This window comes from Spirochaetota bacterium (assembly GCA_026415295.1).
Taxonomy (GTDB): domain Bacteria; phylum Spirochaetota; class JAAYUW01; order JAAYUW01; family JAOAHJ01; genus JAOAHJ01.
The window spans coordinates 90,358-107,068 of sequence record JAOAHJ010000003.1; the positions used below are offsets into that span (position 1 = coordinate 90,358).

Annotated in this window: 13 protein-coding genes; 11 read left to right on the top strand and 2 right to left on the bottom strand. The window is 23.8% G+C overall.

What is annotated here, in order from left to right; genetic code table 11:
* Positions 1-73 precede the first annotated feature (73 nt).
* From N3A58_00765 to N3A58_00805, 9 genes are all read left to right on the top strand, one after another.
* Positions 74-1,657: a peptide ABC transporter substrate-binding protein gene (locus N3A58_00765; GenBank protein ID MCX8057930.1), complete on the top strand. Its 1,584-nt coding sequence runs from the start codon at positions 74-76 to the stop codon at positions 1,655-1,657.
* A 287-nt stretch (positions 1,658-1,944) separates the two neighbouring features.
* Positions 1,945-2,415 carry a hypothetical protein gene (locus N3A58_00770; protein ID MCX8057931.1) on the top strand — a complete coding sequence of 157 codons (471 nt, stop codon included), beginning with the start codon at positions 1,945-1,947 and terminating at the stop codon, positions 2,413-2,415.
* A 109-nt stretch (positions 2,416-2,524) separates the two neighbouring features.
* Positions 2,525-3,472 (top strand): ABC transporter permease subunit, encoded by a 948-nt coding sequence (locus tag N3A58_00775; protein MCX8057932.1) that lies wholly within the window; start codon positions 2,525-2,527, stop codon positions 3,470-3,472.
* Positions 3,473-3,493: 21 nt separating this feature from the next.
* The gene (locus N3A58_00780; GenBank protein ID MCX8057933.1) at positions 3,494-4,846 is read left to right on the top strand and encodes an ABC transporter permease; all 1,353 of its coding nucleotides are present in this window, start codon (positions 3,494-3,496) and stop codon (positions 4,844-4,846) included.
* A gap of 164 nt (positions 4,847-5,010) precedes the next feature.
* Complete coding sequence (locus N3A58_00785) at positions 5,011-5,985, top strand: ABC transporter ATP-binding protein (protein ID MCX8057934.1); 975 nt, start codon at positions 5,011-5,013, stop codon at positions 5,983-5,985.
* 35 nt (positions 5,986-6,020) lie between these two features.
* Entirely contained in the window at positions 6,021-7,010 is a 990-nt protein-coding gene (locus N3A58_00790) for an ATP-binding cassette domain-containing protein (GenBank protein ID MCX8057935.1), read from the top strand.
* A gap of 131 nt (positions 7,011-7,141) precedes the next feature.
* Positions 7,142-8,218: an aspartate-semialdehyde dehydrogenase gene (asd, locus tag N3A58_00795; protein MCX8057936.1), complete on the top strand. Its 1,077-nt coding sequence runs from the start codon at positions 7,142-7,144 to the stop codon at positions 8,216-8,218.
* A gap of 33 nt (positions 8,219-8,251) precedes the next feature.
* On the top strand, positions 8,252-9,892 hold the full coding sequence (locus N3A58_00800; GenBank protein ID MCX8057937.1) for a diguanylate cyclase: 1,641 nt from the start codon (positions 8,252-8,254) through the stop codon (positions 9,890-9,892).
* Positions 9,893-9,982: 90 nt separating this feature from the next.
* Positions 9,983-11,824, top strand: coding sequence for a PTS sugar transporter subunit IIA (locus N3A58_00805; GenBank protein ID MCX8057938.1), 1,842 nt, complete (start codon positions 9,983-9,985; stop codon positions 11,822-11,824).
* Between the two features lie 13 nt (positions 11,825-11,837).
* On the opposite strand, the gene N3A58_00810 is transcribed toward N3A58_00805, so the two are convergent.
* Positions 11,838-12,296, bottom strand: coding sequence for a hypothetical protein (locus tag N3A58_00810; GenBank protein ID MCX8057939.1), 459 nt, complete (start codon positions 12,294-12,296; stop codon positions 11,838-11,840).
* A gap of 207 nt (positions 12,297-12,503) precedes the next feature.
* Entirely contained in the window at positions 12,504-14,081 is a 1,578-nt protein-coding gene (gene cysS / locus N3A58_00815) for a cysteine--tRNA ligase (protein MCX8057940.1), read from the bottom strand.
* Positions 14,082-14,300: 219 nt separating this feature from the next.
* Here cysS and rny point away from each other — a divergent pair, with 219 nt between their 5' ends.
* Complete coding sequence (gene rny / locus N3A58_00820; GenBank protein MCX8057941.1) at positions 14,301-15,905, top strand: ribonuclease Y; 1,605 nt, start codon at positions 14,301-14,303, stop codon at positions 15,903-15,905.
* The gene (locus tag N3A58_00825) at positions 15,902-16,702 is read left to right on the top strand and encodes a TIGR00282 family metallophosphoesterase (protein MCX8057942.1); all 801 of its coding nucleotides are present in this window, start codon (positions 15,902-15,904) and stop codon (positions 16,700-16,702) included. The genes rny and N3A58_00825 overlap by 4 nt, the downstream gene beginning before the upstream one ends.
* Positions 16,703-16,711: the final 9 nt, after the last annotated feature.

Consider the following 16,711-nt stretch of genomic DNA (forward strand, 5'->3'; position numbering starts at 1 on the left):
TTAAAAAATTCTTGACAATTTAGTTTGGTTTTATAATTTTTAATAAGTTAATATTTTTAGGAGGAAGTATTTTATGAAAAAAATATTGTACATTGCTCTTTCCTTAATGCTTGTATTTTCTATGGTTTTTTTCTTCTCCTGTAAAAAAGCAGGTGGTGGTGTTACTATAAGATATAATAATGGTACAGAACCAGAAACACTTGACCCAGCTGTTATGTCAGGGCATCCTGAAATGATGATAGCATATCAGCTTTTTGAAGGGCTTGTTTCTTATGATTCAAAAGCAAATCCTGTACCAGGTGTAGCAGAAAAATGGGACATTTCTGAAGATAAAACAGTTTATACTTTCCATTTAAGAAAAAATGTTAAATGGTCTGATGGAAAACCTGTTACTGCTGATGATTTTTATTTTGCTTGGCTTAGAGCTATGAAAACTGAAACAGGTGGTGACTATTCTTTTTTATATTGGGATTACATTAAAGGAGCTAAAGAATATTCCGAAGGTAAAGCAACAGAAGCTGATGTTGGATTAAAAGTTATTGATAAATATACTTTCCAAGTAACATTACTTGCTCCTACTCCATATATTTTAGATATATTTGCTTTCCCAACATTTATGCCTGTTCCAAAACATGTAGTTGAAAAAGTTGGAAATGATACATGGTTTAAAAAAGAAAATATTGTAACAAATGGTGCATATATTTTAAAGGAATGGATTCCTCAACAAAAAATTGTTATGCAGAAAAACAAATCTTATTGGGATGCTAAAAATGTTAAAGTAGATACTCTTGAGTTTTACGCTATTGAAGAAGCTACAACTGCTTTAGAAATGTATTTAAATAATCAACTTGATATTATTGGTGCTCCTCCAACAGAAAGAATTGATGAAATGAAAACAAGAGATGATTATTTCCAATTTCCAGAATTTGGGACATATTATTATATTATAAATGTTAAGGCTAATAAAGCTTTAGGTGATATTAAAGTAAGAAAAGCTTTATCTATGGCAATAGATAGAGAATATATTGTTAATTATATCACAAAATCAGGGCAAATTCCAGCATACTGCTTTGTACCAACTGGTTTAACAGGTTATAATGGTCCAAAATTCGAAAAAGGTGATCTTGATACAGCTAGAAAACTTTTAGCTGAAGCAGGATATCCAAATGGAAAAGGTTTTCCAAAAATTACTATTTTATATAACACAAATGAAGCTCATAGAAAAATAGCAGAAGCTATTCAGCAAATGTGGTCAAAAGAACTTGGTATTAAAGTAGAATTATTAAATCAGGAATGGAAAGTTTATCTTGATGCAAGAGATAACCATCAATTTGATATTGCAAGAGCTGGTTGGATAGGTGATTATATAGATCCTAAAACTTTCCTTGATATGTTCGTTACTGGTGGTTCTTTTAACAATGGTCAATGGTCTAATACAACATATGATGATTTAATTAATAAAGCTCTCAATGAGTTTGATATAACTAAGAGATATCAATTATTTGCAGAAGCTGAAAAAATATTGCTTGATGAGATGCCAATTATTCCAATTTATTTCTATGCTACAGTTTTTATGAAGAAACCTTTCATTAAAGGATATGATGAAAATTTAAGAGATTTGCATCCATTTAAATATGTTTATATTGAAAAAAAATAATTAAAAAACTTAATTTACTAAATTACTATTATAGGAAGATTATTATAGGAAGAGAGAGGTTATATACCCTCTCTCTTTTTTTTAAAATTAAATGTTTTAGGAATAAATCATTTAAAAAGTTTTAAATATATTTAGTTTTAAAATTAAAAAGAAAAGTTAAGTTAAATAATGCTATTATTTTTTGTTTTATTTTGTTAATTGATTTGCTAGTTTTTTAAAAAAAACTATATTTACTTTTTAATTAAATTATTTATTTTAAATTAAGTATGTTTTTATAGGTATATAAGATGAATGATTGGTATGAGATATTGATTAAGAGTGATAATCTAATAATAATTCAATACAAAAGGATCAATAGAATCATTCCTTTTTTTAGTTTATTTTTATTTTTATTTTTTTATTTAATTCTTCTTTTTTCTAAAGAAAGACTATTAATTCATCATCATCTATTTTTTTTAATTGTGCTATTTTTATCATTTTATTTAACATTTTTAGTGGATTCTTATGTTTTTGATAATTTAAGTAAAAATTTAACTATAAAAAATGGGTTCCTTTTTTTTATAAAAAAACAAAATTATTCATTTGCTGAAATTGAGAAAATAATAATCTCTAATTTTCTTTTCAAATACAAAAAAAAAGAAAGATTAGAAATAATAATTAATCTTAAAAATGGCAAGGTTTTTAAAATTGGAAACTTCAAAAAAGATAATAAATTTTTAAAGTTTAGAAGTACTTTTTTGGATTTAATTGAAGAGTAAAATATTTAATATAATAAATATATTTTTAGTAAATATTTATATTAATTTAGTAATAAAATTAATTGAAAGATAAATTCTTTTGGTTTAATTAAATTGACAAGGGGTTATTATGAGAGCTATTTTATCTCCTGGATTTTTAAAATACTTAGTTAGAAGATTATTTTCTATGATTGTTACTGTTTTTATTATAATTACTTTGCTTTTTTTCATTATGAGATTAGCACCAGGAAGTCCATTTGATAAAGAAAAACCAATGCCAGAAGCTATTAGAAAAGCGCTAGAGGCTAAATATAATCTCGATAAACCTATGTTTGTCCAATATTATTTATATTTAAAAGATTTAATTTTAAAAGGAGATTTTGGTCCTTCTATGAAATATAAAGGATTTACAGTTAATGAATTGTTAAAAGCAAAATTTCCAGTTTCTTTTTATATTGGGTTGATAACAATAATATATTCAATAATTGTAGGAATTATTTTTGGTATAATATCAGCAATTTATCAAAATAAATGGCCAGATTATTTATTTATGGGGTTTGCTGTTATTGGGATATCTATGCCTTCATTTTTAATAACCATATTATTTTTACTTTTATTTGCAAAAGTCTTAAAGTTTGTTCCTTTTATTTGGGAGAATGGCAATCCATTAAGTTATGTAGTTCCAGTATTGTCTTTATCTATGGCTGAAATTGCTTATATAACAAGATTAACCAAAGTTGGGATTTTAGATACTTTACACCAAGATTATATAAGAACTGCTAGAGCTAAAGGTTTGCCTGAATCTAAAGTTATTATTAAACATGTATTAAAAGGTTCTTTGATACCAACTGTAACATTTATTGGTCCAGCTTTTGCAGCTATAGTAACAGGTTCTGTTGTAGTTGAACAAATATGTAATATTCCTGGTATAGGAAGAGATTATGTTCAAGCTGCTTTTAATAGAGATTATCCAGTATTTATGGGAGTTATGATTGTTTATTCTGCATTACTTATTTTAATGAATTTTGTAGTAGATATAGTTTATGCTTTTTTAGATCCAAGAATTAAGTATAATTAAAAAATATTTGAAGAGGTTAATATGACAGAAAGAAAAATAGAACTTGAAGAAGTTAAAGGTGTTTCCCTTTGGCTTGATGCTTGGAGAAGATTGAAAAAAAATAAAATGGCGGTGTTTGGAGCTATTGTTGTAATTATCCTTGCTCTTATTTCTTTATTTGCTTACCAAATTGCACCATATCCTTATGAAGAGATAAATATGCCTCATCAATTTGAAAAACCAAATTTTTATAATTTCCCTTTTGTAACTAAAATTCATAAAAATGATTTAAAACATACTCTTGAGTTTATGGATTATATCTATAAATCAGATGATCCTATATCAAGTTATATTAAAACAAATTATAAAGAAATTGAACAATATATAATAAGTTCTTTACCACTTATAGAAAAGTATAGAAAATATGATAAGATAAAGATTCCTGAAAAGAAAATAAAAAATAAAATAAATGCTGAATTTTCTTATTTATTAAACAAATATATTTTAAAAGACAAAAACTTTTATAATTTTATAGTTTCTAACATTGGTAAAAAAGATTTTTATTTATATAAATTTAATGAAAAAAGATTAATAGAAGATCTTTCTTATAAATTCAGAAGATTAAATAAAAAATACGAAAAAAATCTTACATTTTTTGCTATACAAAAGTTAAATAGAACTATCCTTGAAGATATTTATCCTGAATATATTTCTATGGGAACATTTCTCGGAACAGATGCTTTAGGTAGAGACCTTCTTTCAAGGATTATTTATGGTGGAAGAGTTTCACTTACAGTAGGAGTAGTTACTGCTTTTATATCTTTTGTAATCGGTGTTATCTATGGGGCAATATCTGGTTTTGCAGGTGGAAAAATTGATAATTTAATGATGAGAATTGTTGATATTTTTTATGGGTTACCTTATATGTTTATAGTTATTTTACTAATGGTTATTTTTGGTAGAAATTATATGATGTTATTTATTGGAATTGCTATTGTATCATGGATGGGGATCGCAAGAATTACAAGAGGGCAAATAATATCATTAAAAAACAATGAATATATTGAGGCAGCTAAAACAATAGGAGCTTCAAAGTTTAGAATTATAACCAGACATTTAATTCCAAATGCACTTGGTCCTATAATAGTTTATATTACCCTTACAATACCTCAGGTTATGTTATCTGAAGCATTTCTTTCTTTTTTAGGTTTAGGGGTTCAACCACCACAGACATCTTGGGGACTTCTTGCTAATGAAGGAGCTAAAGCAATCTCAAATTATGCTTATCTTATAATTTATCCGGGTATTGTATTAACAATATGTTTATTTTCACTAAATTTTTTAGGTGAAGGATTAAGAGATGCTTTAGATCCATCTTTAAAAAATAAAATATAATAATTGATTTTTTAATGCTTAAACAAAACAAAATATATAAATTTTTTGGAGCAAAAGAAATAAAATAAAGTAAGTGATTAATTATATGGAGCAAAGGTTGCCTTTGGCTAATTTATAATAGATATTAGTAAATTTTTTTAATTATTAAAATAAAAGGAATAATTATGGAAAGAGAAATAATATTAAATGTAAATAAATTAAAAACAATCTTTAAAACTGATGAAGGTATTGTTAAAGCTGTTAATGGAGTTTCATTTAAATTAAGAAAAGGAGAGTCTATTGGAATAGTAGGTGAATCAGGATGTGGCAAATCGGTAACTAACTTAAGTATTATGAGGCTTATTCCTGAACCTCCTGGGAAAATAATAGATGGAGAAGTTATATATAAAGGTATAGATATTTTAAAATTAAAGAAAAAGGAACTTTATAATTTCAGAGGCAAGGAAATTTCTATGATATTTCAGGATCCTATGACTTCATTAAATCCATTTTTAACAATAGAAACACAACTAGTAGAAACAATAATGTTACATGAGAATTTAAATAAAAAATCTGCGAAAGAAAAAGCAATTAATATGCTTAAAATGGTTGGAATTCCTAATGCAGAAAAGAGAATAAGCTCATATCCACACGAGTTTTCAGGCGGTATGAGACAAAGAGTTATGATAGCAATGTCTTTATCAACTAATCCATCATTATTAATTGCAGATGAACCTACTACAGCTCTAGATGTCACTATACAAGCTCAAATATTAGAATTGATTCAGGAATTGCAAAAAAAAGTGCATATGTCACTTATTTTAATAACTCATGATCTTGGTGTTGTTGCAAGAATGACTGAAAGAATTATAGTAATGTATGCTGGCTATATAGTTGAAGAAAATTTTACTGAAGATTTATTTGAAAATCCAAAACACCCATATACTTTTGGTTTATTAAAATCAATTCCTAAAATTGATGAAGAAGTAAAAGAGGAACTATTTTCTATTAAAGGTACTCCTCCAAATCTTGTTAATTTGCCTGATGCTTGTCCTTTTTACCCAAGGTGTGATAGAGTTCAGGATATATGCAGAGTAAAAATGCCTGAATTAAAAGATAATGGAAAAGGACATAGAATAGCATGTTTTAATCCTTATTAAATTTTATTTCGAAATTTTAAAATGAGAGGCTATTTATGGAAAAATTAATAAAAATAAGAAACTTAAAAAAATATTTTGTTGTTGGATATAAAAATTTATTAAGAACAAAACCAATATATTTAAAAGCAGTTGATAATATTTCATTTGATATAAATAAAGGAGAGACTTTAGGATTAGTGGGTGAATCTGGATGTGGCAAATCTACATTGGCAAGAACTATAATTAGAATTCATGATCCGACAGATGGGGATATTCTCATAGGTGATAAGAATTATGCAAAACTTAAACATGAAGAACTTATAAAAGAAAGAAGAAACATTCAAATGATATTTCAAGATCCTTATGCTTCATTAAATCCTAGAATGACAGTTGGAGATATTGTTGCAGAGCCTTTAATTATTTATAAAAAATTAAGGCTTATTGATATGACAAAAAATCAAATAAAAAAAAGAGTTCAAGAACTTTTTGAAATAGTAGGTCTTTCTAGAACGCATATTAATAGATATCCACATGAGTTTTCTGGTGGTCAAAGGCAGAGGATAGGGATAGCAAGGGCATTAGCTTTAAATCCTAAAATTATTTTATGTGATGAACCAGTTTCAGCTCTTGATGTTTCAATACAATCACAAGTTTTGAACTTATTGATTAATTTGCAAAAAGAGTTTGGTTTAACTTATCTTTTTATTTCTCATAATCTTTCTGTTGTAAGACATATTTCAAATAGAATTGCAGTTATGTATCTTGGAAGAATAGTAGAAATATCTGACTATGAAGAGATATATAAAAATCCATTGCATCCTTATACTATTGCTCTCCTTTCTGCAGTTCCAATTCCTAATCCTAGAAAAGAAAAAGAGAGAAAAAGAATAATACTTGAGGGAGATGTTCCTTCTGCTGATAGAGAATTTAAAGGATGTAGATTTTATGATAGATGTTTTAAAAGAATGAATAAATGTATGGACCAAGCTCCAGAATTAAAAGAAGTTAAAAATGGACATTTTGTAGAGTGTTTCCTCTATGAATAAGCTATTTTTTAAAAAAAATTATGTGCAATGAAGCCATATAATTTTTTTTAATATTTTAAAGTTATAATTATAATAAAAAAAATAAAAATATTAAATATTATTATTATAATATTGTTTAATGGGAATAAATTATGAAAGAGAATAAAAATATTAAAATAAATGTTGGGATTCTGGGAGCAACAGGAGCAGTAGGACAGAGATTTTTGTCATTGCTTGAAGATCATCCATTTTTTTATATTACTGATCTTGTGGCATCAGAAAAATCTGCAGGGAAAAAATATGGAGAAGTTGTTAATTGGATAATAGAAAAAAGTTTACCCGAGAAATTTAAAAATTATATTATTAAGGATGTTAATTCTAACTTTGATGCAAGGCTTTTTTTTTCAGCATTAGATTCTTCAGTAGCTGCTGAGATCGAAATGGACTTTATAAAAAAAGGTTATGTAATAATATCTAATGCAAAAAATTTTAGAATGCACGAAAATGTTCCTTTATTACTTGCCGATATAAATCCAGATCATATAAAACTTATTGATTATCAAAATTATGGTAAAGGTTGTATAATTACAAACCCTAATTGTGTTGTATCTGGACTTGCAACATCATTAAAGCCTCTTATAGATAATTTTGAAATTGAATTTGTAAATGTTACTACTATGCAAGCAGTATCTGGTGCAGGCTATCCAGGGGTACCATCTATTGATATATTAGGTAATATTATTCCTTATATAAAAGATGAAGAAAGTAAGATAGAGACAGAGCCTTTAAAAATTTTAGGAAAATTGGAAGAAGAAAATAAAAAAATAAAATTTGCAGATTTTAAAATATTTGCTCAAGCTAATAGAGTTCCTGTATTGAATGGGCATACTGGATCTGTTTTAGTAAAGTTTAAAAATAAAATCAATATTGATGATATTAAGATTTTATATAAAAATTTTGAAACCAAATTTAATTTTCAGAGTAAATTTTTAAATTACAAAGTTATTAGATTTGAGGATAGAGATGATTATCCACAAATAAGATTTGATCTAATGAAGGATTATGGGATGTCAGTATCTATAGGACACTTAAAAAAGAAAGATGATTATTTTATTCATTATTTATTTTTAACACATAATACTATTAGAGGTGCTGCAGGTGCTGCTATTTTAAATGGGGAACTTCTATGTTCAAATAGTGAAAATTTAATAAAATATAATCTTGTTTAATTTTATTTAAAATTAAGATTAAATATTATATAAATGAAAAATATTAAAAAAATTATTTTTATTTATATTTTTTTTATATCTATTATTATAGTGGGATGCAATAGTCTAGTGTTAAACGAGTTCTTTATAAAAAAAGAGCTTGTATTAAGCAAAGTTTACTTTACTTTTGATAATGTGAATTTATATGATAGTGAGAATAATGATGAGAAAAGTAAAATCAATTGGGAAGATTATACAAAAGAAATCTTTATTAAAATATTAAATGAAAGAAAAATTTTTGACAATAAAAAAAATTTTTATAATGATTTTATTATATTAAAAGTTTATATTCCTTCAATTATTTTTAAAAATCCAATTTTATTAATAAAAAATCTTAATAATGACTTTCAAATTATTTTTAAAAATAAAATAATTTATAAACCTGAAGGTAAAAACTCTCAATTAAATTTTCCAATATTTAATTTCTTTATTAGATTGAATAAAGATATCCCTGGTAATTATTTATATATTAAAATTGATCATCCATCAAATCTTTATGATATTAATATTTATTATGGAGAATATGAAAATATTTTAAAAAATTTATTTTATAAAGATTCTTTAATTTTTTTGTCTGGTGTATTTTTTTTTATAAGTGGTTTTTTTATATTTTTTCTATTTTTAATCTTTAAATTGAAAGATAGTTCAATATTTTTTATGTTATTATGTTTTTCTTTTGGTTATATGGGGACTATTGTTCCTGCTTTTAAAGATATATTTTTTAATAAAATTGATTTATTTATATATTTTTATTTATCTTCAATATTTTATATTTATTTATTCCCTTTCTTAATCATAAGAAAATTACTTGGATTAAAGATAAATTTAATAAATTTATATATTTTTTTCTCTTTAGTTATTTTTATTGTATTAAATTTGATATATATAAATAAATATATAAATTATCTATATTTTTTAAATATTCTGCTCTTTGTTTTGCTTTTAAATCTATTAGTTGTTAACTTTTTTATATTAATTAAAAAATATTATGAAGATAATTTTTATAAATTAATTTTTATAAATTTTTTAGTTTTTATTATAGGATTATTATTTTATTTTATAAAAAACTGGTTTTATAATTTGAATTATAATTTTATTTTTGTTTTTTATATAAATTTATTATTAACAATTGTAAATATAGTTTTTTATATTATCAAAAATTATTCAAATTCTTTACTTGATATAGATACTGGCTTATTTAATAAATATTACTTTGAAGGCCAACTTGATAGAAATGTAAAACTTTGTGTAAGAGAAAGAAAACCTTTATCTTTGATAAAATTAGAAATTCAGAATATTAATGAAATATATTTAAAAGAAGGTGAAAAAAAAGCAATAGATTTTCAAAAAGAGCTAGGAAACTTAATAAAATCAATAATAAAAAGATCTGAGGATTATGTAAGTATATGTGGGAGAGGAAAGTTTTATATAGTTTTACCTTTTACTGATATTGATGGTGCAAAAGTTGTAGTTGAAAGGCTCTCTAAATCTATTAAGAATAATCAAAATATAAAAATGGGAGTAAGTTTTATATATCCTAAAGATATTAATGATAAAAATACTTTAATTCAAAAGGCAGATTATGCAGTTCATGTAGCAAAAAAAGAAAATTTAGATTACTACATAAGGTTTTAATGCTTAAATATTTTAATGTTTAAAAATATATAATTTTAATATTGTAAATTTATAAAAATATTTATTAAATATAGAAAAGAGAAAAGGTATATGAGGAATGAATTAAAAAAAAGAAATTATATTCTTAATTCTATTTCATATATTTTCTTAAATATTTTTATTTATAATGTTTTTTTTATATTTAATATTAAAAATATTTCATTTCAAAATATAAATTATATTTTTTACATAATTGGAGGGCTTGTAGCTTTAATATTTTCTATTTCATTAATTGAAACGAATATTTTAGTTTTAAAAAAAAATGCTGATATATCATTAAATATTAAAATAATGGGGCCCTTTTTTGGGAATATATATTCGTTTATAAGATTGTTTTTTTTAGTAATAAGGTTTATACTGATTTTTATTATTCTAAGAAACATAATTTTGGATTTTTTTAATATACAGATTAAAATGATCTATTTTAGTTTAATTTTTATTATCTTACTGTTTTTATTCTTTTTATTTATTTCCAATTTAAAATTTAAAGAGTTTATATCGATAATCTCAAGATATATAATTATTTTCTTTTTAATTTTATTCTTAATTTCAACTTTATATTTGTTTTTCTATTATTTAACAAAAAATAAAATAAATATTGAGCAGGGAAATTTTGTTTATTTTAATAATATGGATCAAATTATTTATTCTCTAAGTATGGTTATTTTTTCATTTTCAACGATTTTAGATCTTTTTATAACTGCTAAAATTGATATAAAGAAAAAAAGATTTTTTCTTATTTATATTATTATTGCAATTTTTGTAATAATAAATATTTTATCTATTTTTATTTATTTTTATGAACTAATATATATAAATTTTGATCTTTTATCTAATTTTATAAAAATAATTTCTATTTTATTTTTAACTTATATTCTTTTTGATAATTTTTTTAGTGGAATTAGGGTTATAGATATTATGATAGAAGAGAAAATATTACCATCTATTGGAGATTATGATAATAAAGAAAAAAATATTTTAACGAGAAATGTCTATTATTTTATAATCTTTTCACTAATTTTCTTATTTATAGTAAACCTAAATTTCATTATCTTAATTAAAACAGCTCTAATATTTTTGATGTTAATTTATTTATTGTCAAATTTATCTTCAATTATTTTAAAAGAAAATTATTCACAAGGAAAATTGTCAAACTTAATTTTATATCCAAAACTTGGTGTATTATTTAATATAATCTCAATAATTTTTTCATTGCTTTTTATAGTTTATTTAATTGATAAAAGTGTACTTTTTTTTACAGTTTTATTATTATTTATTTCTTTTTTAGTTTTTATTTTATATGGTTTGAAAAAAATTGGCAATATTTCATTATTAAAAAATATTGTTGCCAAAGTATTGAATAGAGAAATTGAATTAAAAGATATTGATTACGAAATAGATAAAATTTTATTTTCTGGTGTTACTGAAGTAAAAGATAAGTTTGATTATTATGTTCAAAAATCTGACTTTATAGATATTGAAGAAGATTTTACTCTTGAAGAATTTTTCCTATTTATAAGCGAGATTGTTTCAAAAAAATTAAATATAAATAAAGATGTTATATATAATTTATTTGTAGAAAGAGAAAGAATTTCATCCTGTGCTTTAAATGAATTTGTTGCTATACCTCATATTATTATAGATGGAACAAATAAGTTTGAAATAATTTTTATAAGGGCAAAAAATGGAATACCTTTTAAGGATAAATATAAAGTTAAAGCAATATTTGTTTTAATAGGAACAAGAGATCAGAGAAACTTTCACCTTCAAGTTTTAGCTTCAATTGCTCAACTTGTTATGGATGAAGATTTTGAAGAAAATTGGTTGAGGTATGAAGATATTAACGAATTACGAAAATTTATTCTTAAATATGAAAGAAAAAAACTTTTATAAAAGATTAAGATAATTATTCTTTTTTATTAAAAATAGAACTAACTGCAAAAATTATTCCAATAATAATTAATCCAAAACCCATAATTATATTATTATTAATAGTTTTTGAATAAAAAATTAATGATATAAAAATAATTGCTCCAGCTGGATATAAATAATTTATATTTTTGCTATATAGGTATGCAGTAAAAAAAGATAAACCAGCTATTAATATATAAGTTGGCCAGGTTTTACTTGCAAATTGCCAATTAAAGTAAGTTTCTACAAGAAAAAATATTCCAAGTAAAAATATGTAAGTAGAAGGGATAAGAATTCCAGGGGATTCTTTAGTTGCTTTTGTAGATAAAAAAATTCCACCAATTATTAAAATAAAAGGCCAAAGATTGATCCTAAGATTAAAAAATTGATCGATCAAGATTACCACTCCACATAAGATTAACAAGATCCCAATTAATAAAACATTGTTTTTCATATTTTCTCCTATTTTAATTAAAATTAAATTATTAATAAATTAAAATTTTTTTTAATAAATTTATCAGATAAACTTTAGTTTTCGTAAAAATTATATAATAAATTTAACTTAAATAATAAAATTTAATAAAAAAAGTAATTAAAAATAATTAAAACAGGAATATTGAAATAAATAAAATAATTTTAATTGGATAATAAAATTAATTTTTTAAAAATTAATCATCCATTTAGTTCCTTCTTTACCATCTAATAATTTAATATTATAATTTTTAAGGAGTTCGTCTCTTATTTTATCAGCATTTACAAAATCTTTCATTTTTTTATAATTTAACCTTTCATTTATTTTACTATTTATAAAATCTTCTGTTATATTAATTTCCTTCAAATAAAGGTCTTTAAATTTTTTAATAAAATTAGAGGGTATTTCATTAAAAATATTTAAAACATTTGCTATCTTAATAAAGTGAGCATAAAATTTTAATAGGGGTAGAAGTTTTTCTTTATCATTAATATTTTTTAGTTCTATATATTCATTAATTTTTTTAAATATTTCAGAGAATAACCCCATAGTTTTGGCAGTATTAAAATTATCATCCATATATTCTATGAATTTTGTTTCAAGTTCATTAATGATGTTATCAATAGTAACAAAAGTATTTTTGTTATTGAAGAAGATATAAAAATCATTTTTATTATCATTTAAAATTGATTCTATTTTTTTATAGTAATTTATTTCTGTGATAATATTTTGTTCGTTAAAAATGAAAATATTATTAAATGAATATTTTACGGCTATATCATAAATTTTTTCTAAAGTTGAATAAAAATAGTAAACTCTTTTGGAAGCATTTTTAAAGATTTCAAGAGAGAAATTAATTGGAGAACTATAATGATTTGAAAAAACAATGTATCTAATTACATCAGCTTGATAAAGCTTTAATATATCTTTTATTGTATAAAAATTATTTAGAGATTTGCTCATCTTTTGATTATTTATCATTACAAGTCCATTATGTACCCAGTATTTAGCAAATGGTTTTCCTGAATAAGCTTCACTTTGAGCTATTTCATTTTCATGATGTGGGAAAACCAAATCAATACCACCACCATGTATATCAAGTTGATCACCAAGATATTTCATGGCCATAACAGAACATTCTATATGCCATCCAGGTCTTCCCTTTCCCCATGGAGAATCCCATGCTGGCTCACCTTCTTTAGATGGTTTCCATAAGGAAAAATCAGTAAAATGTTTTTTCCTTTTTTTTTCTTCTTCAGTTTCTCCAGTTTCTAAAGATATATTTTCATCAATTTTAATTTTGGAGAGTTTACCATATTCTGTGAATTTTCTTGTATCAAAAAGAACTTCCCCATCAACTACATATGCAAATTTTTTTTCTATTAAAACTTTGATAAATTCAATAATATCATTTATATGGTCAGTAACTTTAGGTTGAAAATCGGCTTCCCTAACTTTTAAATTAAATAAATCATTTAAGGAATCTTTTATATAATATTCTGTTATTTCAAAAAAAGGTTTTCCTGATTCCTTTGATTTTTTTATAATTTTATCATCAATATCAGTAAAATTTCTAACATATGTAACTTTATAACCTCTATATTGCAAATAGCTTCTTATTATATCAAATATAATTGCTTGATAACCATGTCCTATATGTGCTTCATCATAAACTGTTATTCCACAAGCATACATTTTTACTTCTTTTTCTTTATTTGGAATAAATTCTTCAATTTTTTTTGTTAAAGTATTAAATATTTTAATCATAATTAGATTCCCTTTTTGAATTTATTAATTTATGAAAATTTATTTAATTAAATTTACTTAAAAAATATATAGAATAATAGTTTTTATAGTCAAGAAAAAATAAATTGAAAATTGCAAAAAATAGTTTATTATTAATTTTGTAAAACAAAATGTTAAATTATATTTTCTTATTTTGTTTTATAAATACATGAATTAAAATAAATTGTAGAGGGGGATTAGATGCAAGGTAATTTATCGTTAATTCCCTCTCTCATCGTTTTATTGGTAGGAATTAGTATTGGTTATTTAGTAAGACTTATATATGCTAAAAATAAGCTTGTAAGTTCAGAATTAAAAGCAGAAAAAATATTAAAGGAAGCAAAGGAGGAAGCACAAAGAATAATAGCAAGAGCTGAATCAGAAACAAAAGACATGTTATTAGAGGCTAAAGAGTCTATTATAAAGGAAAAGAAAGAATATGAAAAAGAGTTAAAACAAAAACAATTTGATTTAGCAAATTATGAAAAAAGAATATTGAGGAAAGAGGAACTTGTAGATAAAAAGATTGAAATTATAGAACAAAGGGAGCAAGCTTTAAATGAAAAGGAAAATATATTAAATACAAAAAATATTGAGATTGAAAAAAAATTACAAAGTTTAGAAAGAGAAATAGAGAAAATAGCAGGTCTTACAAAAGAAGAAGCAAAGATTATAATTGAAGAAAAAGCAAAAAAAGAGATTGAATTACAACTTGTAGATTATTATGATAAAATGATTGAAGAGGTAGAATATAAAGCAGAAAAAGAAGCAAGAAATATAATAATTTCAGTGATGGAAAGACTTGCTCCTGAAGTATCAAAAGAAGTGAATATAACCAATATTACCCTACCTGATGATGAGATGAAGGGAAGAATTATAGGAAGAGAAGGAAGAAATATAAGAGCTTTAGAAAATATTTTAGGAGTGGATATTATAATTGATGATACTCCAGAAATAGTAACTATTTCTGGCTTTGATCCTATTAGAAGAGAAATGGCTAAAATGACTCTTTTAAGATTAATAAAAGATGGAAGAATCCATCCTGCTAGAATAGAAGAGGTTTATGATAAAGTTAAACTTGAAATTGAACAGAAGATAATAGAAGAAGGAAATAAAGCTTGTTATGATCTTGGAGTAAACAATGTTCCAGGAGAAATTATTAAATACTTAGGAAGATTATACTTTAGAACCTCTTATGGTCAGAATGTATTAAGCCATTCAAAAGAGGTTGCTAAAATTGCAGCTTTAATTGCTGGTGAGATTGGAGCTAATGTTGAAATTGCTAAGAAAGCAGGACTTTATCATGATATTGGAAAGGTTATTCATAGTGAAGAAGGAAACAAGCATGTTGAAGAAGGTATCAAATTATTAAGAGCAGTAAAAGAATCTGAAGCTGTTATAGAAGCAGTTGCTAATCATCATGAAAATAGTTCTTTTATAGCAGATAATGTGTATAAAAGAAATAAAAATGAGAGCATTGAGGCTATAATAGTGAGGATTGCTGATGCTATTTCTGCATCAAGGCCAGGTGCTAGATTTAATGAGGGAGCTTGGGAAGATTATATTAGAAGAATTGAAGAGCTTGAGAATGAAGCAAAATCATTTCCAGAAGTTGAAAAGGCTTTTGCAATACAAGCAGGAAGAGAAATTAGAGTTTTTGTTAAAATGGATGTACCTGAAGAGAACATTGAAAATATTGCAAAAAATTTAAAGGCTAAAATACAACTGAACAAGAATATTAAATATCCAGGAAGAATAAAAATTACTGTTATTAAAGAATCTAGAATTGTGGAGTACACTGATTGATAATAAAAATACTTGCGATTGGAGATATTGTAGGTAAAAGGGGGAGGGAGATGATAAAAAATTTTCTTCCCTCTATTATTGAAAAAAATAAACCTGATCTAGTAATTGCAAATGGAGAAAATATTTCTGGTGGTATTGGAATAACTATAAAGGATGCTGATTTTCTCTTTCAAAATGGAATAGATGTAATCACTACAGGTAATCATGTATGGAAATATGAAGAAATAAGGGAATATATTGATAAAAATAACAATATTATAAGACCTATAAATTATGGAGATGAAGTTCCAGGTAGAGGATGGGTTTTATTTGAGAAGAATGGAGTTAATTATTTGATTTTAAATTATGTAGGTTCTGTATTTATGGATATCTGTGTTCCTCCATTTTATCACTTTGATAATTTTTATAGAAAAAATTCATATATTTTTGAAAAAGCTGATGTGGTTATAGTGGATTTTCATGCAGAGGCAACTTCAGAAAAAGTTGCGTTTGCACACTTTTTAGATAAAAAAGTAAATTTTATATTTGGAACCCATACTCATGTGCAAACTGCTGATGAAAGATTAATTTCTGAAAAAACTGCCTATATTACTGATATTGGGATGACAGGCTCAGTTGATTCTGTAATAGGATTTAAGACAAGTATTATATCCGAGAAATTTTTAAAACTTATACCTATAAGATATAGAGTTGAAGAACATGGAACAGGCATTTTATCTTCATGTCTTTTTACATGGGATTTTTCAAATAAAAAAGTTCTATCTATAGAGAGAATCAATTTTTATGAATATTTATAATTAATAAAT